The sequence below is a fragment of the Streptomyces sp. Y2F8-2 genome, from assembly GCF_014905555.1.
Lineage (GTDB): Bacteria > Actinomycetota > Actinomycetes > Streptomycetales > Streptomycetaceae > Streptomyces > Streptomyces cynarae.
In genome coordinates this window covers 1-22,040 of sequence record NZ_BNGS01000006.1, presented here as the reverse complement: position 1 = coordinate 22,040, position 22,040 = coordinate 1, and the positions used below count along the sequence as shown (strand labels likewise).

Below are 22,040 nucleotides of genomic sequence, written 5' to 3'. Positions count from 1 at the left end.
AGAAAGACAGTCCGAAAGAGAGCCATGGAAACCCCTCCGCCGCCCACCCCGCGCACCGAGCCGACGGACGCGGACGTCGAGGCCGTCAAGCAGCAGCTCGGGCGCCCCCCGCGCGGGCTGCGCGCGATCGCGCACCGGTGCCCCTGCGGGCAGCCGGACGTCGTGGAGACGGCGCCGCGGCTCCCCGACGGCACCCCGTTCCCGACGACGTACTACCTGACGTGCCCGAAGGCGGCCTCCGCGATCGGCACGCTGGAGGCCGACGGCGTCATGAAGGAGATGACCGAGCGCCTGGGCGCGGACCCGGAACTGGCCGCCGCCTACCGCGCCGCGCACGAGGACTACATCTCCCGCCGTGACGCCATCGAGGTCCTGGAGGGCTTCCCCAGCGCGGGCGGCATGCCGGACCGGGTGAAGTGCCTGCACGTCCTCGTGGCGCACTCCCTGGCCGCAGGACCGGGCGTCAACCCGCTCGGGGACGAGGCCATCGCGATGCTGCCGGAGTGGTGGCGCAAGGGGTCGTGCGTGGGGGCCGAGGTTTCCGAGGAGGACACCAAGTGACGCGGGTCGCCGCCATCGACTGCGGTACGAACTCCATCCGGCTCCTGGTCGCGGACGCCGACCCTGGCACGGGTGAACTGGTCGAACTCGACCGGCGAATGACCATCGTCCGGCTGGGGCAGGGCGTGGACCGCACCGGACGTCTGGCGCCCGAGGCGCTGGAGCGCACGTTCGCCGCCTGCCGGGAGTACGCCGAGGTCGTCAGGAAGCACGGCGCCGAGCGGATCCGGTTCGTCGCCACGTCCGCCTCCCGGGACGCGGAGAACCGGGACGAGTTCGTCCGCGGCGTGGTGGACATCCTCGGCGTCGAGCCGGAGGTCATCTCCGGCGACCAGGAGGCGGAGTTCTCCTTCACGGGGGCGACCCGGGAGCTGATGGGCCGCACGGATCTGGCCACACCGTTCCTTGTGGTGGACATCGGCGGCGGCTCCACGGAGTTCGTCGTCGGCGACGGCCACGTGCGCGCCGCGCGGTCCGTGGACATCGGCTGTGTCCGTATGACCGAACGCCACCTCGTGCGGGACGGGGTGGTCACCGACCCGCCGACCGAGGAGCAGATCGCGGCCATACGGTCCGACATCGAGGCCGCGCTGGACCTGGCGGAGCAGACGGTGCCGCTGCGGGAGGCGCACACGCTGGTGGGTCTCGCGGGGTCGGTCACCACGGTCTCGGCGATCGCCCAGGACCTCCCGGAGTACGACTCGACGCGGATCCACCACTCCCGGATCTCCCTCGACCGGGTTCGGGAGATCACAAGTGCGCTGCTCCACTCCACCCACGCCGAGCGCGCGACGATCCCGTCGATGCACCCGGGCCGGGTGGACGTCATCGGCGCCGGCGCGCTCGTACTGCTGGCGATCATGGAACGGATCGACGCGACGGAGGTCGTGGTCAGCGAGCACGACATCCTCGACGGCATCGCCTGGTCGATCGCGTAACCGCCGCCGCCCCTGGCGGTGGGGTGGTCGTCGACCGGCGCGGTGGCCGATGCCGGAGCCGTGCGTCCGCGCCCGTTCCGTACGGTCGTACGGCGCCGGCTCGCCGCCGCCGGGCGCTCTGCCCGCGGGTCGGCCTGGCCGGTGCCGCGCGCCCACGGCCCGCCCTCAGTGAGCCATGGGCGGCCGTTCTCAACGAGCCGTCCCTGGCGAGCCGTCCCGAGCGAGCCGTCCTCACTCGAGTCGCCTCAGCGGGCACCAGGGGGCGGCAGCCCCCCAGGCCCGGGCGGGGCGGTGGGGACGCGTAACCCCGGCCGTCAGCCCCGAGCGGCCCGCAGCCCCTCCGCGCGTCGCGGTCCCCATGGAGCCCGACTCCTCCTTCTCGCCAGCCCGCTGACAGCCCCTCACGTGTCCTCATGCCGAGATTTTTCTACCCGCCGGTAGCCTCTCCTGAGCAGGTTGGGTAACGTATGAGCGCGGTCCCCGGGGCCTTCCCGGCCCCCGGCCGACAGGCCGCCGGAAAACTTCGTGAAGTTCTTCACAAGAGAAACGCCCCTGTTGGGCGACGATTCGCGGCCGTTGGGCCGTCCGTGTGGCTCATGGGGCCTCCGAGGCCCCTCGCGTCAGCGTGTCGGAGGGTGTCACAAGGGGGTCCGAGAGGCTCTGTGCGGAGCCCCGGTGGGGCGCTTCGGAACCCGGAAGGGCAGCTCACGCGGCCTTGACAACGGACAGTTCCCCCCGAGGCCCACTGCTCGGCACCATGACCTCGGTCACGTGGGCGGCGGAGTGTAGCAGATACCCCACCCGAGCTTGTGAAGGGGCGCACGAGCCACCCCCCTGAGGCGGGTGGATACTCGATGGCATGAGCACCACGGAGCGTCCCAGGATCCTCGTAGTAGGCGGTGGGTACGTAGGCCTGTACGCAGCTCGTCGCATTCTGAAGAAGATGCGCTACGGCGAGGCGACCGTCACGGTCGTCGACCCGCGCTCGTACATGACCTACCAGCCCTTCCTTCCCGAAGCCGCCGCCGGCAGCATCTCCCCCCGGCACGTCGTCGTCCCGCTGCGACGCGTGCTGCCGAAGGCGGAGGTCCTCACCGGCCGGGTCACCACCATCGACCAGGACCGCAAGGTCGCCACGATCGCCCCGCTGGTCGGCGAGGCGTACGAGCTGCCCTTCGACTACCTGGTCATCGCGCTCGGCGCGGTCTCCCGCACCTTCCCGATCCCCGGCCTCGCCGAACAGGGCATCGGCATGAAGGGCATCGAGGAGTCCATCGGCCTGCGCAACCACGTTCTCGAGCAGCTCGACAAGGCCGACTCCACGACCGACGAGGAGATCCGCCGCAAGGCGCTCACCTTCGTCTTCGTCGGCGGTGGCTTCGCCGGCGCCGAGACCATCGGCGAGGTCGAGGACATGGCCCGGGACGCGGCCAAGTACTACAAGAACGTGTCCCGCGAGGACATGCGCTTCATCCTCGTCGACGCCGCCGACAAGATCCTCCCCGAGGTCGGCCCCAAGCTCGGCAAGTACGGCAAGGAGCACCTCGAGGGCCGCGGCGTCGAGGTCTACCTGTCCACCTCCATGGAGTCCTGCGTCGACGGCCACGTGGTGCTCAAGAACGGCCTCGAGGTCGACTCCAACACCATCGTGTGGACCGCGGGCGTCAAGCCCAACCCGGCGCTGGCCCGCTTCGGGCTGCCGCTCGGCCCGCGCGGTCACGTCGACTGCGAGCCCACGCTCCAGGTCAAGGGCACGGACTACATCTGGGCCGCCGGTGACAACGCCCAGGTGCCCGACCTCGCCGCCCGCAAGGCCGGTGTGGAGAACGCCTGGTGCCCGCCCAACGCCCAGCACGCGCTGCGCCAGGCCAGGGTGCTCGGTGACAACGTGGTCTCCGGTATGCGGGGCTTCCCGCAGAAGGAGTACAGCCACGCCAACAAGGGCGCGGTCGCGGGCCTCGGCCTGCACAAGGGCGTCGCGATGATCGTCATGGGCAAGATGAAGATCAAGCTCAAGGGCCGCCTCGCCTGGTACATGCACCGCGGCTACCACGGTCTGGCCATGCCGACCTGGAACCGGAAGATCCGCGTCTTCGCGGACTGGACGCTCGCCATGTTCCTCAAGCGCGAGGTCGTCTCGCTCGGCGCGATCGAGTCCCCGCGCGAGGAGTTCTACGAGGCCGCCAAGCCGGCCCCGGTCGCCGCCGCGCCCAAGTCGGAGGAGAAGGCCAAGGCCTCCTGACCCCAGGTCACCGACAGCGCCCGAAGGGGCCGCCCGCCATCCGTGGTGCGGGCGGCCCCTTCGGCGTGGTCGGGCCGGCCCGGCCGTTCCGCGGTGTACGCAGGCATTTTGCACAGCCGTAACGCCAACGGGGGACTGCGTCCGAGCCCTGCAGGTGTTTACGTGGTGTCGGACATTCCGGGATCCCCCGTCACGGAGGTGTGCACCATGGCAGACGCCGCGCCGCGGCTGAAGAGCCTCGTCGAACAGATCGTGGGAGCCCCGCTCCCCGTGCGCCTCCGCGCCTGGGACGGCTCCGAGGCAGGGCCTCCGGGCGCTCCCGCCCTCGTCGTGCGCAACCGCCGCGCCCTGCGCCGCCTGCTGTGGAAGCCGGGCGAACTGGGCCTCGCCCGCGCCTGGGTCGCCGGGGACCTGGGCGTCGACGGCGACCTGTACACCGCCCTCGACCTCATGGCCGGCCTGATCTGGGAACGCGGCGAGGACGCCCGCACCCTCACCCAGGCGCTCCGCGACCCCGACGTCCGCGCCGCCGTCCGCGGACTCGTGAAGCTGGCCGGGCCCTTCCCGCCGCCCGCACCGCCCCGTGAGGAGGCGCGCAGGGTCCGCGGCCATCTGCACACCCGGCGCACCGACAAACGCGCCATCAGCCACCACTACGACGTCGGCAACGACTTCTACGAGATCGTCCTCGGCCCGTCCATGGTGTACTCCTGCGCCTACTGGGAATCGCCGGACGGCACCCTCGAGAACGCCCAGCGCGACAAGCTGGAACTCGTCTGCCGCAAGCTCGATCTGAAGCCCGGTCAGCGCCTCCTCGACGTCGGCTGCGGCTGGGGATCCATGGCGATCCACGCCGCCCGCGAGCACGGCGTGAGCGTCGTGGGCGTCACCCTCTCCCAGGAGCAGGCCGCCTACGCCCGCAAGCGGGTCGCCGACGAGGGACTCACCGACCGCGTCGAGATCCGGGTGCAGGACTACCGCGACGTCGCCGACGGCCCCTACGACGCCGTCTCCTCCATCGGCATGGCGGAACACGTCGGCGCGGAGAGATACCTGGACTACGCCCGCGCTCTGCACGCCCTGCTCAAGCCCGGCGGGCGGCTGCTCAACCACCAGATCGCCCGTCGCCCCGAGCAGGACGAGTCCGCGTACTCCGTCGACGCGTTCATCGACGCCTACGTCTTCCCCGACGGCGAACTGGCCCCCATCGGCTCCACGGTGACCCAGTTGGAGCGCGCCGGGTTCGAGGTCCGCGACGTGGAGTCGCTGCGCGAGCACTACGGCCTCACCCTGCGCCGCTGGGTCGCCAACCTGGAGGCCGAGTGGGTGCGGGCGCAAGCGCTCACCAGCCCCGGCCGGGCCCGCGTCTGGCGCCTGTACATGGCGGCCTCCGCCCTCGCTTTCGAACGCAACCGCATCGGCGTCAACCAGGTCCTCGCGGTCCGGACACCGGAGTCGGGCGGGTCCGGGATGCCGCTGCGGGCGCGCACCTGGGGTGCGTGAGTCTCGCCCGTACGACGGAAGGGGCCCCGTTCCGGCGTGGAACGGGGCCCCTTCCGTCGTACGCACCGCTACTCGGACTTGATCGCCGTCAGCATGTTCAGGCGCGCCGCGCGCCGGGCCGGCCACAGCGCGGCCAGGACGCCGACCACCGCCGCCAGCAGGAGGAACACGGCCATCCGGGTCCAGGGCAGGACCAGTTCGTACGTCGCCATCTTCGTGCCGAGCAGTTCACCGGCCGCCCAGCCGAAGAACACACCGAGCCCGATGCCGAGCACCCCGCCGAACAGCGAGATGACGAGGGACTCCAGACGGACCATGCGCTTGATGCCCTTGCGGTCAAGTCCGATCGCGCGCAGCATCCCGATCTCCTGCGCACGCTCGAAGACGGACATGGCGAGGGTGTTGATGACACCGAGGACGGCGACGATCACCGCCATGGCGAGCAGGCCGTAGAGGATGTTCAGCATCAGCGTGAAGACCTGCGCGACGCTGTTGGAGATGTCCTTCTTGTCCTGCACCTCGATGGCCGGGTTGTCGCCGAGGGCCTTCACCAGCCGGTCCTTGGCCGAGGAGGAGGCGCCGCCGGACGTCTTCACCATCACCTGCATGTCGGACGGGTCGCTCTGGTGTAGGGAGAGCGTCGCATTGTCCAGCATGATGCCGCGCATCATCTCGGTGCCCTGGTAGACGCCGGTGACCGTCAGCTGCTGCTTCCTGCCGTCCTCGTAGGACACCGTGAACCGGGATCCGGCCGTCCAGTGGTGGGAGGCGGCGGTGTCGTCGTCGACGACGACCTGGGTGCCGCCGACCTTGAAGGTGCCGTCGTCGAGCTTCAGGTCCGTCAGCTCGCCGATGGTGGCGCCGTTCACGCCGGTCAGGTACTCGGTCTGTCCGTCGATGCGGGAGGGCGCGTTGCGCAGCGGGCTGGTCGCGGTGACGCCCTCGGTCGACTTCAGGGTCTTCTCGACGTCGGGGGAGAGCGGGTAGCGGTTCGCCATGGACACCACGTAGTCCGCCTTGATCGCGGAGGACGCCATCTTGTCGATCGCGGTCTGCAGACTGCCCGCCATCACGGTCAGACCGGTGATCAGGGTCAGGCCGACCATCAGGGCGGAGGCGGTGGCCGCGGTACGGCGCGGGTTGCGCACCGAGTTCTGCCGGGCCAGCTTGCCCGCGACACCGAAGACGCGCAGGACGGGCGCGGCGGCCGCGATCAGCGGGCGGGACAGCAGCGGCGTGAGGACGAAGACGCCGACGACCAGGAGGGCCGCGCCGAGTCCCATCGGGGCCTGCGCGTCCGAGGTGTCGTCCAGCGTGGTGGCGTACAGGACGGTGACGACCCCGGCGGCGGCCAGCAGGGCGCCCAGCGTGTTCCGCAGGACGAGGGACTTGGTGGTGGCCTTCGCGTGGACGCTGCTCATCGCGGCGACCGGCGGGATCTTCGCGGCGCGGCGGCCGGGCAGCCAGGCGGCCAGCATCGTGATCAGGATGCCGACGGCGAGGGCGGTGGCGACCGTGCCGGGGGAGATGACGAGCGGCCCGTCCGGAACGCTGCCGCCGAGCCTGCCCATCAGGGACCGCAGGCCCGCGCCGATACCGATGCCGGCGACGAGCCCGGTGACGGCGGCGACCGCGCCGACCACGAACGCCTCGACGAGCACGGACCGGGTGACCTGTCGGCGGGAGGCGCCGACCGCCCGCAGCAGCGCCAGCTCCTTGGTGCGCTGGGCGACCAGCATCGTGAAGGTGTTGGCGATGATGAACGTGCCGACGAACAGCGCGATCCCCGCGAAGACCAGCAGCGAGCTGCGCAGGCTGCTCGTCTGGTCGGCGATCCGCGTGGCCTGGTCGTCGGCGAGCTGCTTGCCGGTGGTGGTGGAGGCGACGTCCTTGGGCAGGACGGCGTCGAGCGCGTCCTGCAGCGCGGTCTGGCTGGTGCCCGGGGCCGCCTTCACATCGATCTCGTCGTACGCGCCGGCCTTGTGGAACAGCCGCTGGGCGGTGGCCGTGTCGAAGAGGGCGAGGCTGCCTCCGGCGGCGACGTTGCCGTCGTCGGTGGTGAAGATGCCGGCGATCCTCGGCGTCAGCACGGGACCGTCGATGGAGAGCCGCGCGGTGTCCCCGACCTTGAAGCCGGCGCGCTGCGCGGTGTGGGAGTCGATGAGGACCTCGTCCTGCCCCTTGGGCGCGTGCCCGCTGACGAGCGCGTACCGCGGGTCCTTGTCGCCCCAGTAGTTCCCGCCCTGGGACTGGAAGCCGTTACCGATGAGCTTGCCGTCCTTGCCGGCGACGGCGGTGAAGCCGCTGACGACCCCGACGGCGCTGTCGGCGCCGCGCACCTTGGCCGCCTTGTCGAGCAGCGCCTGCGTCAGCTTGGGCTCCTTGCCGACGGTGTCGCCGGTGTCGTTGCGGCTCTCGGGCTGGATGGCCACGTCCACGTGGTCGAAGCCCTTGGCGGAGCTCTTCTGGTAGGCGTTCGAGATGGTGTTGGTGAACACCAGGGTGCCCGACACGAACGCCACGCCGAGCATCACGGCGAGCACGGTCATGAGCAGCCTGGCCTTGTGCGCGAGCACGTTGCGCAGGGCGGTACGGAACATGTGTCTGTCCAGGGCTTGGTGGTTGCGGTGAGTGGTGTTCGTCCCCAGGGCTCCGCCCCTTCGACGCGCCAGGGGGTGCCGCCCCCTGGGCCTCGCTCCTCAGACGGCGGAGGGGCTGAGTGTGCAGCCGAGCCGGGGGCCTTTCAGCCGAGTGCAGGCGGAACCGGCCCGTCCGGCGATTGAGGACGAGGCCGCAGGACGATCGGGGAGTCCGGAGGCGGAGCCCCTGGGACCGCTGGGGACGTGGTCCCCGCGCGGCGGTCCGGGGCGCAGCCCCGCCGGGGGCCGAGGGCGGAGCTCTCGGGAGTGACGGGGGCAGCCCGCGTCAGGACGTGCGGCCCTTCGCGTCGAACCGCTTCATGCGGTCCAGCACCCCCTCCGCACTCGGCCCGTACAGCTCGTCCACGATCCGCCCGTCCGCCAGGAAGATCACCCGGTCCGCGTACGCCGCGGCCACCGGGTCATGGGTGACCATCACCACCGTCTGCCCCAACTCCCGTACGGAGTTCCGCAGAAAGCCCAGCACCTCCGCGCCCGACCGGGAGTCCAGGTTCCCGGTGGGCTCGTCGCCGAAGATGATGTCCGGCTTGGAGGCGAGCGCCCGCGCGACCGCCACGCGCTGCTGCTGACCACCGGACAGCTGTGCGGGCCGGTGGCTCAGCCGGTCCGACAGGCCGACCATCTGGATCACGGTGTCCAGCCACTGCTTGTCCGGCTTGCGGCCCGCGATGTCCATCGGGAGGGTGATGTTCTCCAGCGCGGTCAGCGTCGGCAGCAGGTTGAACGCCTGGAAGATGAACCCGATCTTGTCCCGGCGCAACTTGGTGAGCTGCTTGTCCTTCAGCGAGCCCAACTCGACGTCGCCGATGCGCACCGAACCGGAGGAGAAGGAGTCGAGCCCGGCGACGCAGTGCATCAGCGTGGACTTGCCGGAGCCCGAGGGTCCCATGATCGCCGTGAACTGGGCCTGCTGGAAGTCGACGGTGACCCGGTCCAGGGCCACCACCTGGGTCTCGCCCTGACCGTAGACCTTCGACAGGTCCGTGGCGCGGGCGGCCACCGTGGTGGTCCGGTCGGCGAGGGGGGTGCTGGTCACGGGAGCTGCTCCTGTCGGGAAGGCGACGGTGAGGAGGACGTGTCCCATCGTCGCGGCGCTTCGCCGCCGTGGAGTCAGTCGCTGCTCCGGTTCCCGGGACAGCCTTCGGTCGGACCGCCACGGCCCGCGTCATACCTGGGGATGACACGCTCCCCTGAGCCGCGGGCTGTGGAAAGCGGTTGATCACCCGAAGTGGAACCGCTCCCGCACCCCTCCTTCAGGGCGGTGAAATTCCGTCATTTCGCATACAAGGGCTGCGCTTCCCCGAAAGGCTATTGGCAAGTGCGGATGGCCCGTACCCGGTGCTGATGCACCCTCAGACATCAATAAAATAAGACAACATCGCGTCCCGGGCCCGCTGTTCGAGGGATGCGTCCCGATAGGCTCGGAGCGCTCGATGCGGTGCCCAGGCCTGCCCGGATGGTGGAATGCAGACACGGCGAGCTTAAACCTCGCTGCCCCTTCGCGGGCGTGCCGGTTCGAGTCCGGCTCCGGGCACTTCCCTCATCGGTAACCCGTTGGTCACTCTTCCAGTTCCTGCCGGAGCCGGGGGGCGGGGTGCCGTCGGCTGTGCGGGCAGGTGGCACTCAGGGGCGGGGCGTCAGAGGTACGTTTCGTCGAGGTGGGTCGCGGGCTTCGTGGTCTCGCCTCCCGGCAACCGCAGCGAGAACCAGCCGACCTTGTGGCCGAACAGCCAGACGAGGCCCAGGTACAGATTCGGGGCCACCTCGCGCACCTCGTCCCGTAGGCCCATGGCCAGCAGGGACGTCCGCGAGTAGTCGACGACGATGCAGTCCTTGCCGTCCAGCCGGCTCGGCCCCACCGAGACCTTCGCGATGAAGGCGAGCACGTCCAGGGCCGTGAACCGGTTGCTCAGATGGCCGTCCGGACTGAAAACCTTGCCCCGCCACAGGCCGAGGCTCACGAACACGGCGACGAACCGGGCTCCCGCCGATCCGGCCCAGGGCAGAATCGCGGTGCCCTCCAGCGGACCCCTCGGGACCTCTCCGGGCGGACTCGTGCGGAAGATGTCCTCGAGCCGCTGCTCGCCAGCCTTGAGCAGCTGGACCTCATCGAGTACCACGCGTGTCCTCCGGCCGTCGCTCCCTGCCCATGCCCCCGCCAGCTCCACCTTGGGCGCGGCCGGTGCGGCCCACCACCGCTGCTGAGCCGAACGGCTTCAGCCGGGGTGCGGCACGGCGCCGCGGCTCTTCGTGGACAAGGGAAGGAGGGGAAGGAGCAGTCGTTGACAGGAGCGGCCGTGCGGCCGGAGACTTCTCCCCGGGCATATGTGAAGTAAGTTTCACCATGCGAACAGCACGAAGGGGCGTCGGGATGCGTACCACCGTCGGCATCATCGGAGCGGGGCCCGCCGGGCTGCTGCTCGCGCGGCTGCTGCACAACGCCGGCATCGACTCCGTCGTGCTGGAGGCCCGCGACAGGGCCTATGTCGAGCGGCGCCAGCGGGCCGGGATCCTGGAGCAGGGGTCCGTCGACGTGCTGCGGGCCGCCGGGGCGGGCGAGCGCATGGACCGTGAGGGGCTGCGGCACGACGGAATCGAGCTGCGTTTCGCGCGCCGCCGCCACCGTGTCGACTTCCCCGCGCTCACCGGCGGCCGCTCCGTGATGGTGTACGCCCAGACCGAGGTCTGCAAGGACCTCATCGCGCTCCAGCTCAAGGAGGGCGGCCCGCTGCTGTTCGAGGCCGAGGCGCTCGCCGTCGAGGGCGTCGACGGCGAGCGCCCGCGGGTGCGCTTCCGGCACGAGGGAGGCGAGGACGTCCTGGAGTGTGAGTACGTCGTCGGGTGTGACGGCTTCTGGGGCGTGTCCCGCAAGGCGGTTCCCGCCGGACTGTCCCGTGTCTTCGAACGTACGTACCCGTTCGGCTGGCTCGGCGTCCTCGCCGATGTCGCACCCTCGCACGACGAACTCGTCTACGCCCGCCACGACCGCGGCTTCGCCCTGCTGAGCATGCGCCCGCCCGCCACCCGCCACCACCCTTCCAAGGAAGTCGCTTCGCTTCCCATCGAATCCTTCGTTTCGAGGCTCTACCTCCAGGTGCCGGAGGGCACGGACGCCGGGGAGTGGGCCGACGAGGAGATCTGGGACGAGCTGGAGCGCCGCTTCGAGACCGCCGACGGCTGGACACTCGCCCGGGGCCCCATCACCTCCAAGTCGGTCACCCCGATGCGCAGTTACGTCCACGAGCCGATGCGCCACGGCCGGCTCTTCCTCGCCGGGGACGCCGCCCACATCGTGCCGCCCACCGGTGCCAAGGGGCTCAATCTCGCCGTCGGCGACGTCGTCACCTTCGCGCGGGCGCTGACGCACCAGCAGGAGACGGGCTCCGACGAGCTGCTCGACGCCTACTCCGAGACGTGTCTGCGCCGCGTCTGGCAGGCCGAGCGGTTCTCCTACGAGATGACCACGCTGCTGCACCGCGCCCCGGACGCCACGCCGTTCGACGACCGCATCCAGCTGGCCCGGCTGGAACGGCTCACCACCTCGCGCGCTGCCGAGGCCGAGCTCGCCGACGGATACACGGGCTTCCCGCTGGGGTGACGGCTGCCGGTGGGTCCCCGGGGTGACGTCCGCGGGTGGACGTCACGGGTGACGCGGATGGCGTCACCCGTCCGGGCGAAGAGGGCACTGGTCGCCGGCCCGGATGATCAGTGGCCGGTCTCGACTCTGTACCGGCTTCGTCATGGGTGAGGCGGATCCTCGCCGGGAATCACACCAGCGCGTAGCGTGTTGCCTGCGATGAGGAGGGGAAGATCCTCCTCAAGCAGTACGGCCAATTCTTTGCCTGTCTATTACTCTTGAGCCAAGGCCACGCAGGGTGGTCATGGAGGAGTGAAATGAGGAGCAGCAACCCGGTCTTCTCGCGACGGGGGTTCAGCCGCGACAACGGCTACGCGGGCTTCAACACCGCGCCGCAGGCCGGGGGAGCCGCCGTCGGCACGCAGGGCAACCCGTACGCGCAGAACCCTTACGCGGGCGGCAACCCCTACGCGCAGAACCCCTACGCGCAGAACCCGTACGGACAGCAGACGCAGTACGGCGCCCCGCCGCAGGCCCCGGCCGCCCCCGGCCGGATGACGATGGACGACGTCGTCATGCGGTCGGCGATGACGCTCGGCACGGTCGCCGTCGGCGCGATTCTCGCCTGGGCGCTGCTGCCGGTCTCGTCCACCAGCTTCGGCCTCGCGTTCGGTTCCGCGCTGGTCGCGTTCGTCCTGGCGATGGTGCAGTCCTTCAAGCGCACGCCGTCGCCCGCGCTGATCCTGGGGTACGCCGCCTTCGAGGGCGTCTTCCTCGGTGTCATCAGCGAGATGTACAACGCGCAGTGGCACGGCGCACCGTTCCAGGCCGTGCTCGGCACGATGGCGGTCTCGGGCGCGACCCTGCTCGTCTACAGGGCGGGCTGGATCCGCGTCACCGCGCGGTACGCCCGGATCGGCATGGCCATCGCCATCGCCTTCGTCCTGACCATGGCGGTCAACCTGCTGCTGGTCGCGTTCGGCGTCGCGCCGGACGGCGGGCTGCGCAGCATGGGCCCGCTGGGCGCGCTGGTCGGTGTCATCGCGATCCTGCTCGGTGCGTTCTTCCTGACGCTCGACTTCAAGCAGATCGAGGACGGTATCGCGTACGGGGCACCGCGCGAGGAGGCCTGGCTGGCCGCGTTCGGCCTGACCATGACCCTCGTGTGGATCTACGTGGAGATGCTGCGGCTCGTCGCGATCTTCAGTAGCAACGACTAGTCGCCGTCGGCGCTCCCGGCGCTTTGAAGGGCCCGTGAACCGTGGTTCACGGGCCCTTTCACTGTGCGCGGCTCACATGAGTTTGCGCGCGGCCCTCCTCAGGTCGTACTCGTGGATGATCGCCTTGGCGTGCCCGTACGCGAGATTGTGCTCGTGCCGGAGCCAGCTGACCTTCTCCTCGAAGCAGAGAGCGGGGCCTTCGTCGACGGTTCGCAGCCAGTCGGACACTTCACGACCGGTGCAGTGGGGGATGCGGGCGAGCAGGTTGCGATGGGTCTCCTCGGAGAAGACTTGGGACATCGGCGCCTCCGGACGCACTCGATGAAGCCGGTCCTTCAGGTCACCGTGCCTGAGCGTTCGCCCGTTGGCAACAGTGCTGCCGCGACGCGTACGCTCGCCGCGTGCTTGATACGACGCCTTTGACCCGGGCCGTGGATCACTTCGCCGACCGGTTGCGGGCCGCTCCGCAGAGCCGGTTGCAACGGGGCGCGGCGGCCGAAGCGCTCGCGCTCGCCAGGGAGTTGGCGCGCCGCGCCCAGCTTCTGGAGGACCCTTCGGCCGAGCCGCGGGAGATGCCGGACGCGGGCATGTTCGCGGCCGCCGACCAGATCACGGTCGCCGGGCACGATCTGGCCGTCGTCCTGCGGGACGAGAGGGAACTCGCCGAGGCCGTGGCGCTGGTGGAGGAGGCGCAGAAACGCGCCGGGGTGTGAAGGGGGCACGCGACGCGCCGGCGTCGAGGAGGCGCCGGAACGCGCCGGAACGCGCCGGAGCGGGACGGCCGATTCCCGCTCCCCGGCGCGGCCCCGTGCTGTCACGGCGTGACGGCGTGACGGCGTGACGGCGTGATGCCGTGCCGGCCCGGCTACCGTGATGGCGTGGCGGCGTGACTACAGGGATGCGATGACGCGGTCCGCGAGGACGTAGACGGTCTCCTCGCCGCACGCGAATGTGAGGGCGTAGGCGCCCGAGACGCCCGAGCCGCCGAGCAGGACCGGAGTGTGGCCGGCGGTCAGGGCCGCGACCAGGCGCTCCGCGGTCTCGCGGTGGCCCGGGGTCATGCACAGCGTCGTACCGTCCGCGAAGACGTACACGTCCAGGGTGCCCAGCGGGCCCGGGCGGACGTCGGCGAGTTCGGTGCCGGCGTCGGCCAGCCTCTCCAGGCACGCGACCGTGCGCTCGTGGTCGCCCGTGACGGGCGACGGGGCCGGGACGAAGTCGGGGTGCGAGGGGTGACGGCGGCGGGCGGCGGCCAGTTCGGGGGAGTCCCCGGGGAACTCGGTCTCGTCGGCGCCGGCCTCGGTCACCGGTTCCAGACTGTCGTGCTCCAGGCCCGCGAAGTCCGCGGGACGGGGCAGGAACAGCTCGCTGTCGGGCAGACCGAACAGGGTGGGGGCGTCGGCGATGTCCCGGGCCTCCTGGGCGGCCCAGAAGGCGCGCGCCTCGGCCAGCTCGCGCTCCCGCTCCTCCGCGAGCGCCTCGGCCACGGCGGCGCGTATGTCCTCCGTGTCGGCGGCGGTGCGGGCGGCGGGCACGAGCCCGCGTGCCTGCACGGCACGGCTCTCGACGAGTTCGGCGTGCAGGGCCGCGACCTGCCGGCGCAGCGCCCGCACGCTGCACAGGACGGCGACGCCCACGCCCGCGGTCGCGGCGGTGGTGAGCAGCAGAGCTATCGGCATGGCGCTCACTGACGTACTCCTGGTTCAAGGTCGGCCCCCGACTTCCTACATCAGCTTGAAGGGTGGACTAACCAGCTGTCAGTGCGTAACGTCACGAAACGGACATGAGGTTGCCCTCAATGTTTACCAGGGGAACCGCTGTGACCTGCGGATCTCCCTCTCGGAGGGAGATAGGTCACATCCTGGGGGAGATTGGGTTACAAACCGGCCCGGAGCTCCGCCGGATCCTGGAACGGCGGAGCTCCGGGCCGTTGCGCGGCTGGTGCGGGCGGAGGTCAGCTGAGGCGCTCGATGACCATCGCCATGCCCTGGCCGCCGCCGACGCACATCGTCTCCAGGCCGAACTGCTTGTCGTGCCACTGGAGAGAGTTGATCAGGGTGGTGGTGATGCGGGCGCCGGTCATGCCGAAGGGGTGGCCGACGGCGATGGCACCGCCGTTGACGTTCAGCTTCTCCAGCGGGATGTTCAGGTCGCGGTAGGACGGGATCACCTGGGCGGCGAAGGCCTCGTTGATCTCGACGAGGTCGATGTCGTCGATGGTGAGACCGGCGCGCTTGAGGGCCTGCTTGCTGGCCTCGACGGGACCGTAGCCCATGATCTCCGGGGACAGGCCGGACACACCCGTCGAGACGATCCGCGCGAGCGGCGTCAGCCCCAGCTCCCGGGCCTTGGTGTCGCTCATGATGATCAGGGCGGCGGCGCCGTCGTTGAGGGGGCAGCAGTTGCCGGCGGTGACACGGCCGTCGGGCCGGAAGACGGGCTTGAGGCCGGAGACGGCCTCCAGGGTCACCCCGGGCCGCGGCCCGTCGTCCTTGCTGACGACCGTGCCGTCCGGGAGGGTCACCGGGGTGATCTCGCGCTCCCAGAAGCCCTTGGCGATGGCCTGCTCGGCGAGGTTCTGCGAGCGGACGCCGAACTCGTCCATCTCCTCGCGGGTGACGCCCTTCAGTCGGGCGAGGTTCTCGGCGGTCTGGCCCATCGCGATGTACGGGTCGGGGAGCAGGCCGTCCTCGCGCGGGTCGTGCCAGTCGGCGCCCTCGGACGCGGCGACGGCGGCGGTACGGGCCTCGGCGTCGGCGAAGAGGGGGTTGTGGGTGTCGGGGAGGCCGTCGGAGGTGCCCTTGACGCTGCGGCTGACCGTCTCGACGCCCGCGGAGATGAACACGTCGCCCTCGCCGGCCTTGATGGCGTGCAGGGCCATGCGGGAGGTCTGGAGGGAGGAGGAACAGTACCGGGTGATGGTGCAGCCGGGGAGGTGATCCATCCCCATCTGTACGGCGACGACACGGCCGAGGTTGTGGCCCTGCTCGCCGCCGGGGAGGCCGCAGCCGAGCATCAGGTCGTCGATGTCCTTCGGGTCCAGGGCGGGGACCTTGTCGAGGGCGGCCTGGATGATCGTGGCGGTGAGGTCGTCCGGGCGGAGATCCTTCAGGGAGCCCTTGAAGGCACGGCCGATCGGGGAACGGGCGGTCGAGACGATGACGGCTTCGGGCATCACGGCTCCATTGCGCGAGGATGAGCAGGGCTGTGGGGGAAGTTACCCGTACGTACGGTGGAGGTCACGGGCATGGGCGTGTGACTCGGGCCGCAATTTTCTAAGCGCTTGCTTGGGTCGCGGGCGGTTGGGCCGGAACCAGTGCCGGTGGGGTGGGCGCGCTGTTCGCTCGGGGCTGCGCCCCCAGGGGCCCGGTTTCGGCCTGCGGCTGCGGCTGCGGCCGAGTCCATCGACCGCCGGACGGGCCGAACGTCGCGGGGCGGCGCCGCTCGCGCATCGGGAGGGGTGGTGGGGCAGGTACAGCGGCTGCGGGCTGTGTGTGGCTGGTCGCGCAGTTCCCCGCGCCCCTTCCGGGGCGCAGCCCCGGCTGGGGGACGCGGGGACGGGTAGGGGCGGCGGGGGCGAGGAACGCCTCCGGTGTGACGCGGGGGCGGAGGGCGCGCCCCCGGCGTCATACGGATGGTTCCGGGGCCGTGGTCGGGGCCGCCTCCGGTGTCGGCAGGCGGCGGCGACGGCGCCGCTTGAGCAGGGCCCACGGCCCCCGCGGCCCGGTCGGCATCGCGGCCGCGACCTCCGTGCCCGCCTCGTCCGCGGCCTCCGCCGCGGCCCGGGCCACCGGCAGGAAGCCCTCGCGGCGGGACGCGTCCGGGCGCTCCTCCTCCGCCGGCCACAGGCCGAGCGCGGCGCACACCGTCGGCAGGACCGCCATCGCGGCCGTGGCGTACCCCTCCGCCGAGGGGTGGTAGTTGTCGGGGCCGAACAGCTCCCGAGGGTTCGCCTCGAACTCCGGGCCCAGCAGATCGCCCAGTGACACGGTCCGGCCCCCCTGCTCCACGACCCCGATCGTCTGGGCTGCGGCCAGCTGCCGGGAGGCCCGGCGGGCCAGCCACCGCAGCGGCTGCTGGACCGGCTCGATCGTGCCCAGGTCGGGACACGTGCCGACGACGACCTCCGCGCCCGCCGTGCGCAGGCGCCGTACCGCCGCCGACAGATACCGCACCGACCGCGTCGGCGGCATCCGATGCGTCACGTCGTTCGCGCCGATCATGATGACGCAGATGTCGGGAATCCGGTCCTGCGCCGCGAGCGTCAGCGTCACCTGACGGTCCAGGTCGTCCGACTGCGCCCCGGGGAGGGCGATGACGCGCAGCTCCACCGGCCGTTCCGCCACCGCCGCCAGCCCCGATGCCAGCAGCGCCCCCGGCGTCTGGCGGGAGCGGTGCACGCCCTGCCCCGCGGCGGTGGAGTCGCCGAGCATCACCAGCCTCAGCGGTGGTTCGCCGAGGGCGCTGTGGCCTCCCCCACTCCCGGCTGCGCTCGAGCGGGGGGACCCCCACCCGTACAGGCCGTCCGCGCTCGGCGGATGGGGGCTGTGTCCGTTGCCCACATGGCGCTTGGCCAGCTGTACCTCGGCGACCAGCAGGCCGACGGCGGCCGCCCCGACCAGGCCGATACCGCCGCCGCCGTACGCCGCGCCCGCCGCGATGCGCCGGGCCGCTCTCGCCCTCGACATGCTCGACATGCGTCGCCGCCACCTCCTCGTAGCCGTACACCCACTGCTTGCCCCGTACGCCCCGTCGCCCAATCTCAACGACGCGTGAACGCCCCGGGACGGCCCCGGCCCGAGGGCTCGTTCGCTCAGCGCACCCGCCCGGGCGGTACGAGCGCTTACGCTGGCGGAACCATCACGACCACTTCCTGTGCAGCAACCGGAGACAACGGTGCAATTCCACGACTCGATGATCAGCCTGGTCGGCAACACCCCGCTGGTCAGGCTCAACCGCGTGACCGCCGGCATCCAGGCGACCGTTCTCGCGAAGGTCGAGTACTTCAACCCCGGCGGTTCCGTCAAGGATCGCATCGCCCTGCGCATGATCGAGGCGGCCGAGCAGAGCGGCGAGCTGAAGCCGGGCGGCACGATCGTGGAGCCGACCAGCGGCAACACGGGCGTCGGCCTGGCGATCGTGGCCCAGCAGAAGGGCTACAAGTGCATCTTCGTCTGCCCGGACAAGGTCTCCACCGACAAGATCAACGTGCTGCGCGCGTACGGCGCCGAGGTGGTCGTGTGCCCGACGGCGGTGGCCCCGGAACACCCGGACTCCTACTACAACGTCTCCGACCGGCTCGTCCGTGAGACCCCGGGTGCGTGGAAGCCGGACCAGTACTCCAACCCCAACAACCCCCTGTCGCACTACCACTCCACCGGCCCCGAGCTGTGGGAGCAGACGGAGGGGAAGATCACCCACTTCGTCGCCGGCGTCGGCACCGGCGGCACCATCTCCGGCACCGGCCGCTACCTGAAGGACGTCAGCGACGGCCGGGTCGAGGTCATCGGCGCCGACCCCGAGGGCTCGGTGTACTCCGGCGGCTCCGGGCGCCCGTACCTGGTCGAGGGCGTCGGTGAGGACTTCTGGCCGACCGCGTACGACCCCACCGTCGCCGACGAGATCGTCGCCGTCTCCGACAAGGACTCCTTCCAGATGACCCGGCGGCTGGCCCGGGAGGAGGGCCTGCTGGTGGGCGGCTCCTGCGGCATGGCCGTCGTCGCCGCCCTGCGGGTCGCCGAGCGGCTCGGTCCGGACGACGTCGTGGTGGTGCTCCTGCCCGACAGCGGACGCGGCTACCTCAGCAAGATCTTCAACGACGAGTGGATGGCCGACTACGGCTTCCTCGAGGACACGGGCCCGAGCGCGCGCGTCGGCGACGTCCTCAAGGACAAGGAGGGCGCCATCCCCTCCCTCGTCCACATGCACCCCGACGAAACCGTCGGCCAGGCCATCGAGGTGCTGCGCGAGTACGGCGTCTCGCAGATGCCGATCGTCAAGCCGGGCGCGGGCCACCCGGACGTGATGGCCGCCGAGGTCGTGGGGTCCGTCGTCGAACGCGAGCTGCTGGCCGCCCTGTTCACCAAGCACGCCTCCCTCGACGACCCGCTGGAGAAGCACATGTCCCCGCCGCTGCCGCAGGTCGGCTCCGGTGAGCCGGTCGCGGACCTGATGTCGGTGCTCGGTGCGGCCGACGCGGCGATCGTCCTGGTCGAGGGCAAGCCGACCGGGGTGGTCAGCCGGCAGGACCTCCTGGCGTTCCTGGCCAAGGGGGGAAAGCAGTAGCGAACGTCCGGTGAACCGGGCGTGTCGCCGGGGAACTTCCGGTGACGGGCGGGAAGAGCCGCTTCTCGGAAGTGGTACGAGCACGTCACGTCCGCGCAGCACCCGCTTAACACGGTTCCGGCACATTAGTGGGTGTCGGCAGGCGGCGGGAGCGGCTCCCCGCCCCGGTCGGCAGCGAACGGCGCCAAGGACCTCCGGAGCGGCTCCCGGACCTCCATGGACGCCACGGACGCGCAAGCCCGGCCCTGACCCGGCCCGCGTCCCCCGCGGGGACCGCCGTCGTCCCGCCCCCCGGCAACGGGGGTGCGGCGGTCCCCGCGCACAGTCTTTTGCGCCTGAGCCGGCGCCGCTCTCGCGGGCTCCCTTTTGCGCCTGAGCCGGCGCCGCTCTCGCGGGCCTGGTTGCTCGCCGTCGGGGCTGCTCAATTGATGGTTGCGGTGGTCGTCGCGTCTTTTGTTCGGCTCGCGGGAACGCTGGGCCTGGGAGGGATCAGTCTTCCCGCTCGGCGGCCTGGCGCGACTTGCGGCGGCGGGCGAAGAGGTCCGGGTTGGTGCGGGCGGCCTGGACCACGTTGACGCCGACGATGCCGAACCAGGCGGCCACGAGGCCCGACATGCCCCCGAAGGAGCCGCCGATGGCCGAGAGCGGGATCGCCACCACCAGCGACACGATGCCGAAGCCGAAGCGCTCGCCCCACGAGTCCGTCGCCCGAGGGGAGCGAGCGCCGCGCGCCACGACCATGCGCTGCTCGGCCAGCTGCCGCTGCACCCGGCGGTCGATCGCGCCGTCGATGCGCTGGTCGACCTTCTCCAGGAAGGATTCGACCAGTGCCGACTCGTACTCCTCGCCCAGTTCCCTGCGCGCCTGCAGGGTGGCGTCGAGTTCCTTCTTCAGGTCGGCGTCGCGCGCGTCCATTCCGTTCATGCGCCCAACGGTAGGGACGCGGGAGCCTCCCCGCACTGGGGACAACCCCCCGTTCCGGCGGGGGTCCACCGGCAGGAGGGCAGTTCCTCCGGCCGGGGCTGCGGCGCCGGGTGCGGACGGCGCCGGCCCGGCGGATCGCCGAGAACACCGACGGGGCGGCGTACGGCCGACGCGGTGTCGGTGTACGCCGCCCTCGGGCGGGGGCGGGCAGTGGGAGGCGGCCCGCGTGCTCGTGTCGGCTACTTCGGGTCGCGGTTGAACACCGACTTCGACCACAGGTAGCCGAGGACGGTCAGCGCCAGGCACCAGGCGATCGCGAGCCATCCGTTGTGGCCGATCTCGCTGCCGAGCAGCAGGCCGCGCAGGGTCTCGATGGCCGGCGTGAACGGCTGGTACTCGGCGATCGGCTGGAACCAGCCCGGCATCGCGTCGACCGGGACGAAGGCGCTGGAGATGAGCGGCAGGAAGATCAGCGGCATCGCGTTGTTGCTGGCGGCCTCGGCGTTCGGGCTGACCATGCCCATCCCGACCGCGATCCAGGTGAGCGCCAGGGCGAACAGCGTCAGCAGCCCGAACGCCGCGATCCACTCCAGGGCCGTGGCGTTCGTGGACCGGAAGCCTATGGCCACGGCGACGGCCCCCACGAGGACCACACTGATGATCGACTGCAGCACGCTGCCGACGACGTGCCCGACGAGCACGGACCCGCGGTGGATCGCCATCGTGCGGAAGCGGGCGATGATGCCCTCGGTCATGTCGTTGGACACGGACACCGCGGTACCGATCGTGGTGCTGCCGATGGTCATCAGCAACAAGCCCGGCACGAGGTAGGCGATGTATGCGGAGCGGTCGGCGCCGCCGCCGATGCCCGCGCTCATGGTGTCGCCGAAGACGTAGACGAACAACAGCAGCAGCATGACCGGGGTGAGCAGCAGGTTCAGCGTGAGGGACGGGTAGCGCCGGGCGTGCAGCAGGTTGCGGCGCAGCATCGTGGACGAGTCGCGCACGGCGAGGGAGAAAGAGCTCATCGGACGGTCTCCTCGGGCTGGTTGGGGACGTCGCCGCCGCCCGTCAGGGCGAAGAACACGTCGTCGAGGTCGGGGGTGTGCACGGTCAGCTCGTCCGCCTCGATGCCGGCCGAGTCCAGCCAGTCGAGGATGGAGCGCAGCTCGCGCTGGCTGCCGTCGCTGGGGAGCTGCAACGCCAGTGCCTCGTCGTCCCGGGTGACCTCGCGCAGGGCGAGGACGGCGCTCTGGTACGCGGCCGGGTCGGCGAAGCGCAGCCGCACGTGCCCGCCGGGGATGAGCCGCTTCAGCTCCTCGGCAGTGCCCTCCGCGGCGATCCTCCCGTCGTTGAGCACGGCGATACGGTCGGCGAGCTCGTCCGCCTCCTCCAAGTACTGCGTGGTGAGAAAGACGGTGACGCCGTCGGAGACGAGCTCGCGGATGATCTGCCACATGTTGTGGCGGGAGCGTGGGTCGAGGCCGGTGGTCGGCTCGTCGAGGAAGATGATCCGCGGGCCTCCGACCAGGGTCATGGCGATGTCGAGGCGCCGCTTCATGCCGCCGGAGTAGGTGGATGCGGGCCTCTTCGCGGCCTCGGTGAGGTCGAAGCGCTCCAGCAGCTCGGCGGCGGTGCGCCGGCCCTCGCGGCGGGAGAGGTGGTGCAGGTCCGCCATGAGGAGCATGTTCTCCTCACCGGTGATCAGGCCGTCGACGGCGGAGAACTGCCCGGTGACCCCGATCGCGGCGCGGACCGCCTGGGGGTCGGTGGCCAGGTCATGGCCACCGACGTGGATCACGCCGGTATCAGCGCTGATCAGGGTCGAGAGGATCTTTACGGCGGTGGTCTTGCCTGCGCCGTTCGGGCCGAGCAGGGAGAAGATCGTTCCTTCGGGAACGGCCAGGTCGACGCCGTCGAGCACGACCTTGTCGCCGTAGGACTTGCGCAGTCCGTTCGCCGCGATGGCCAGGTTGGTCATGAGAGGTGCCCCCTATTACTGACTGCGGATCTACAGGCTGCGGGCGGTGATGTCGCCGTGGGAGGTGGTGGCGCGGATGTCGAGTTCGGTGGTGCCGTCGTTCTTGAGCGCGTTGCTGATGCGGCCGTGGCCGGTGCCGGCGTCCAGGG

Annotated in this window: 18 protein-coding genes and 1 tRNA gene; 9 read left to right on the top strand and 10 right to left on the bottom strand. The window is 71.0% G+C overall.

The genetic code is table 11. The annotated features are described in order from the left end of the window. The first annotated feature begins 24 nt into the window (after positions 1–24). The 4 genes from SY2F82_RS20690 to SY2F82_RS20675 all read left to right on the top strand — a co-directional run bounded on the left by SY2F82_RS20690 (position 25) and on the right by SY2F82_RS20675 (position 5,244). A complete protein-coding gene (locus SY2F82_RS20690; protein WP_200420636.1) occupies positions 25–561 on the top strand; it encodes a DUF501 domain-containing protein in 537 nt (178 codons plus the stop codon). Next, the gene (locus tag SY2F82_RS20685; protein WP_200420635.1) at positions 558–1,499 is read left to right on the top strand and encodes a Ppx/GppA phosphatase family protein; all 942 of its coding nucleotides are present in this window, start codon (positions 558–560) and stop codon (positions 1,497–1,499) included. The genes SY2F82_RS20690 and SY2F82_RS20685 overlap by 4 nt, the downstream gene beginning before the upstream one ends. Before the next feature lie 859 nt (positions 1,500–2,358). Beyond that, the gene (locus SY2F82_RS20680; RefSeq protein ID WP_200420634.1) at positions 2,359–3,741 is read left to right on the top strand and encodes an NAD(P)/FAD-dependent oxidoreductase; all 1,383 of its coding nucleotides are present in this window, start codon (positions 2,359–2,361) and stop codon (positions 3,739–3,741) included. Positions 3,742–3,948: 207 nt separating this feature from the next. After that, positions 3,949–5,244: a cyclopropane-fatty-acyl-phospholipid synthase family protein gene (locus SY2F82_RS20675; RefSeq protein ID WP_200420633.1), complete on the top strand. Its 1,296-nt coding sequence runs from the start codon at positions 3,949–3,951 to the stop codon at positions 5,242–5,244. A 68-nt stretch (positions 5,245–5,312) separates the two neighbouring features. Here SY2F82_RS20675 and SY2F82_RS20670 read toward each other — a convergent pair whose 3' ends face one another. Together SY2F82_RS20670 and SY2F82_RS20665 are read right to left on the bottom strand one after the other, a co-directional pair. Further along, positions 5,313–7,844, bottom strand: a complete 2,532-nt coding sequence (locus tag SY2F82_RS20670) for an ABC transporter permease (RefSeq protein ID WP_200420632.1) — start codon at positions 7,842–7,844, stop codon at positions 5,313–5,315. Positions 7,845–8,169: 325 nt separating this feature from the next. After that, positions 8,170–8,940 carry an ABC transporter ATP-binding protein gene (locus SY2F82_RS20665; protein WP_200420631.1) on the bottom strand — a complete coding sequence of 257 codons (771 nt, stop codon included), beginning with the start codon at positions 8,938–8,940 and terminating at the stop codon, positions 8,170–8,172. Between the two features lie 414 nt (positions 8,941–9,354). Between SY2F82_RS20665 and SY2F82_RS20660 the strand changes: the two genes are divergently transcribed. Continuing rightward, a tRNA-Leu gene (locus SY2F82_RS20660) sits at positions 9,355–9,438 on the top strand. A 103-nt stretch (positions 9,439–9,541) separates the two neighbouring features. Here the strand turns inward: SY2F82_RS20660 and SY2F82_RS20655 are convergent. Beyond that, a complete protein-coding gene (locus tag SY2F82_RS20655; RefSeq protein WP_200420630.1) occupies positions 9,542–10,024 on the bottom strand; it encodes a hypothetical protein in 483 nt (160 codons plus the stop codon). 251 nt (positions 10,025–10,275) lie between these two features. On the opposite strand from SY2F82_RS20655, the gene SY2F82_RS20650 reads away from it, so the two are divergent. Beyond that, entirely contained in the window at positions 10,276–11,502 is a 1,227-nt protein-coding gene (locus tag SY2F82_RS20650; RefSeq protein WP_200420629.1) for a 4-hydroxybenzoate 3-monooxygenase, read from the top strand. A gap of 296 nt (positions 11,503–11,798) precedes the next feature. After that, on the top strand, positions 11,799–12,701 hold the full coding sequence (locus tag SY2F82_RS20645; RefSeq protein WP_200420628.1) for a Bax inhibitor-1/YccA family protein: 903 nt from the start codon (positions 11,799–11,801) through the stop codon (positions 12,699–12,701). Positions 12,702–12,773: 72 nt separating this feature from the next. On the opposite strand, the gene SY2F82_RS20640 is transcribed toward SY2F82_RS20645, so the two are convergent. Next, positions 12,774–13,001: a DUF4287 domain-containing protein gene (locus SY2F82_RS20640; protein ID WP_200420627.1), complete on the bottom strand. Its 228-nt coding sequence runs from the start codon at positions 12,999–13,001 to the stop codon at positions 12,774–12,776. A 101-nt stretch (positions 13,002–13,102) separates the two neighbouring features. On the opposite strand from SY2F82_RS20640, the gene SY2F82_RS20635 reads away from it, so the two are divergent. Further along, positions 13,103–13,414, top strand: coding sequence for a hypothetical protein (locus SY2F82_RS20635; protein ID WP_200420626.1), 312 nt, complete (start codon positions 13,103–13,105; stop codon positions 13,412–13,414). Positions 13,415–13,591: 177 nt separating this feature from the next. On the opposite strand, the gene SY2F82_RS20630 is transcribed toward SY2F82_RS20635, so the two are convergent. The 3 genes from SY2F82_RS20630 to SY2F82_RS20620 form a co-directional block, all read right to left on the bottom strand. Continuing rightward, positions 13,592–14,389, bottom strand: a complete 798-nt coding sequence (locus SY2F82_RS20630) for a hypothetical protein (RefSeq protein ID WP_200420625.1) — start codon at positions 14,387–14,389, stop codon at positions 13,592–13,594. A 266-nt stretch (positions 14,390–14,655) separates the two neighbouring features. Beyond that, positions 14,656–15,876: an acetyl-CoA C-acetyltransferase gene (locus tag SY2F82_RS20625; RefSeq protein ID WP_200420624.1), complete on the bottom strand. Its 1,221-nt coding sequence runs from the start codon at positions 15,874–15,876 to the stop codon at positions 14,656–14,658. A gap of 451 nt (positions 15,877–16,327) precedes the next feature. Further along, a complete protein-coding gene (locus SY2F82_RS20620) occupies positions 16,328–17,398 on the bottom strand; it encodes an SGNH/GDSL hydrolase family protein (RefSeq protein ID WP_200420623.1) in 1,071 nt (356 codons plus the stop codon). Positions 17,399–17,597: 199 nt separating this feature from the next. On the opposite strand from SY2F82_RS20620, the gene SY2F82_RS20615 reads away from it, so the two are divergent. Continuing rightward, on the top strand, positions 17,598–18,986 hold the full coding sequence (locus tag SY2F82_RS20615; RefSeq protein ID WP_200420622.1) for a cystathionine beta-synthase: 1,389 nt from the start codon (positions 17,598–17,600) through the stop codon (positions 18,984–18,986). A 489-nt stretch (positions 18,987–19,475) separates the two neighbouring features. Here SY2F82_RS20615 and SY2F82_RS20610 read toward each other — a convergent pair whose 3' ends face one another. The 3 genes from SY2F82_RS20610 to SY2F82_RS20600 all read right to left on the bottom strand — a co-directional run bounded on the left by SY2F82_RS20610 (position 19,476) and on the right by SY2F82_RS20600 (position 21,891). After that, entirely contained in the window at positions 19,476–19,901 is a 426-nt protein-coding gene (locus tag SY2F82_RS20610) for a hypothetical protein (protein WP_200421071.1), read from the bottom strand. A 248-nt stretch (positions 19,902–20,149) separates the two neighbouring features. Then, complete coding sequence (locus SY2F82_RS20605; protein ID WP_200420621.1) at positions 20,150–20,938, bottom strand: ABC transporter permease; 789 nt, start codon at positions 20,936–20,938, stop codon at positions 20,150–20,152. Beyond that, entirely contained in the window at positions 20,935–21,891 is a 957-nt protein-coding gene (locus SY2F82_RS20600; protein WP_200420620.1) for an ATP-binding cassette domain-containing protein, read from the bottom strand. The genes SY2F82_RS20605 and SY2F82_RS20600 overlap by 4 nt, the downstream gene beginning before the upstream one ends. Positions 21,892–22,040 lie beyond the last annotated feature (149 nt).

Coding starts and splice junctions, on each gene's coding strand:
- SY2F82_RS20675 (WP_200420633.1), top strand. CDS start 3,949: ATGGCAGACGCCGCGCCGCGGCTGAAGAGCCTCGTCGAACAGATCGTG.
- SY2F82_RS20650 (WP_200420629.1), top strand. CDS start 10,276: ATGCGTACCACCGTCGGCATCATCGGAGCGGGGCCCGCCGGGCTGCTG.
- SY2F82_RS20670 (WP_200420632.1), bottom strand. CDS start 7,844: ATGTTCCGTACCGCCCTGCGCAACGTGCTCGCGCACAAGGCCAGGCTG.
- SY2F82_RS20625 (WP_200420624.1), bottom strand. CDS start 15,876: ATGCCCGAAGCCGTCATCGTCTCGACCGCCCGTTCCCCGATCGGCCGT.
- SY2F82_RS20620 (WP_200420623.1), bottom strand. CDS start 17,398: ATGTCGAGCATGTCGAGGGCGAGAGCGGCCCGGCGCATCGCGGCGGGC.
- SY2F82_RS20690 (WP_200420636.1), top strand. CDS start 25: ATGGAAACCCCTCCGCCGCCCACCCCGCGCACCGAGCCGACGGACGCG.
- SY2F82_RS20680 (WP_200420634.1), top strand. CDS start 2,359: ATGAGCACCACGGAGCGTCCCAGGATCCTCGTAGTAGGCGGTGGGTAC.
- SY2F82_RS20640 (WP_200420627.1), bottom strand. CDS start 13,001: ATGTCCCAAGTCTTCTCCGAGGAGACCCATCGCAACCTGCTCGCCCGC.
- SY2F82_RS20600 (WP_200420620.1), bottom strand. CDS start 21,891: ATGACCAACCTGGCCATCGCGGCGAACGGACTGCGCAAGTCCTACGGC.
- SY2F82_RS20610 (WP_200421071.1), bottom strand. CDS start 19,901: ATGGACGCGCGCGACGCCGACCTGAAGAAGGAACTCGACGCCACCCTG.
- SY2F82_RS20645 (WP_200420628.1), top strand. CDS start 11,799: ATGAGGAGCAGCAACCCGGTCTTCTCGCGACGGGGGTTCAGCCGCGAC.
- SY2F82_RS20605 (WP_200420621.1), bottom strand. CDS start 20,938: ATGAGCTCTTTCTCCCTCGCCGTGCGCGACTCGTCCACGATGCTGCGC.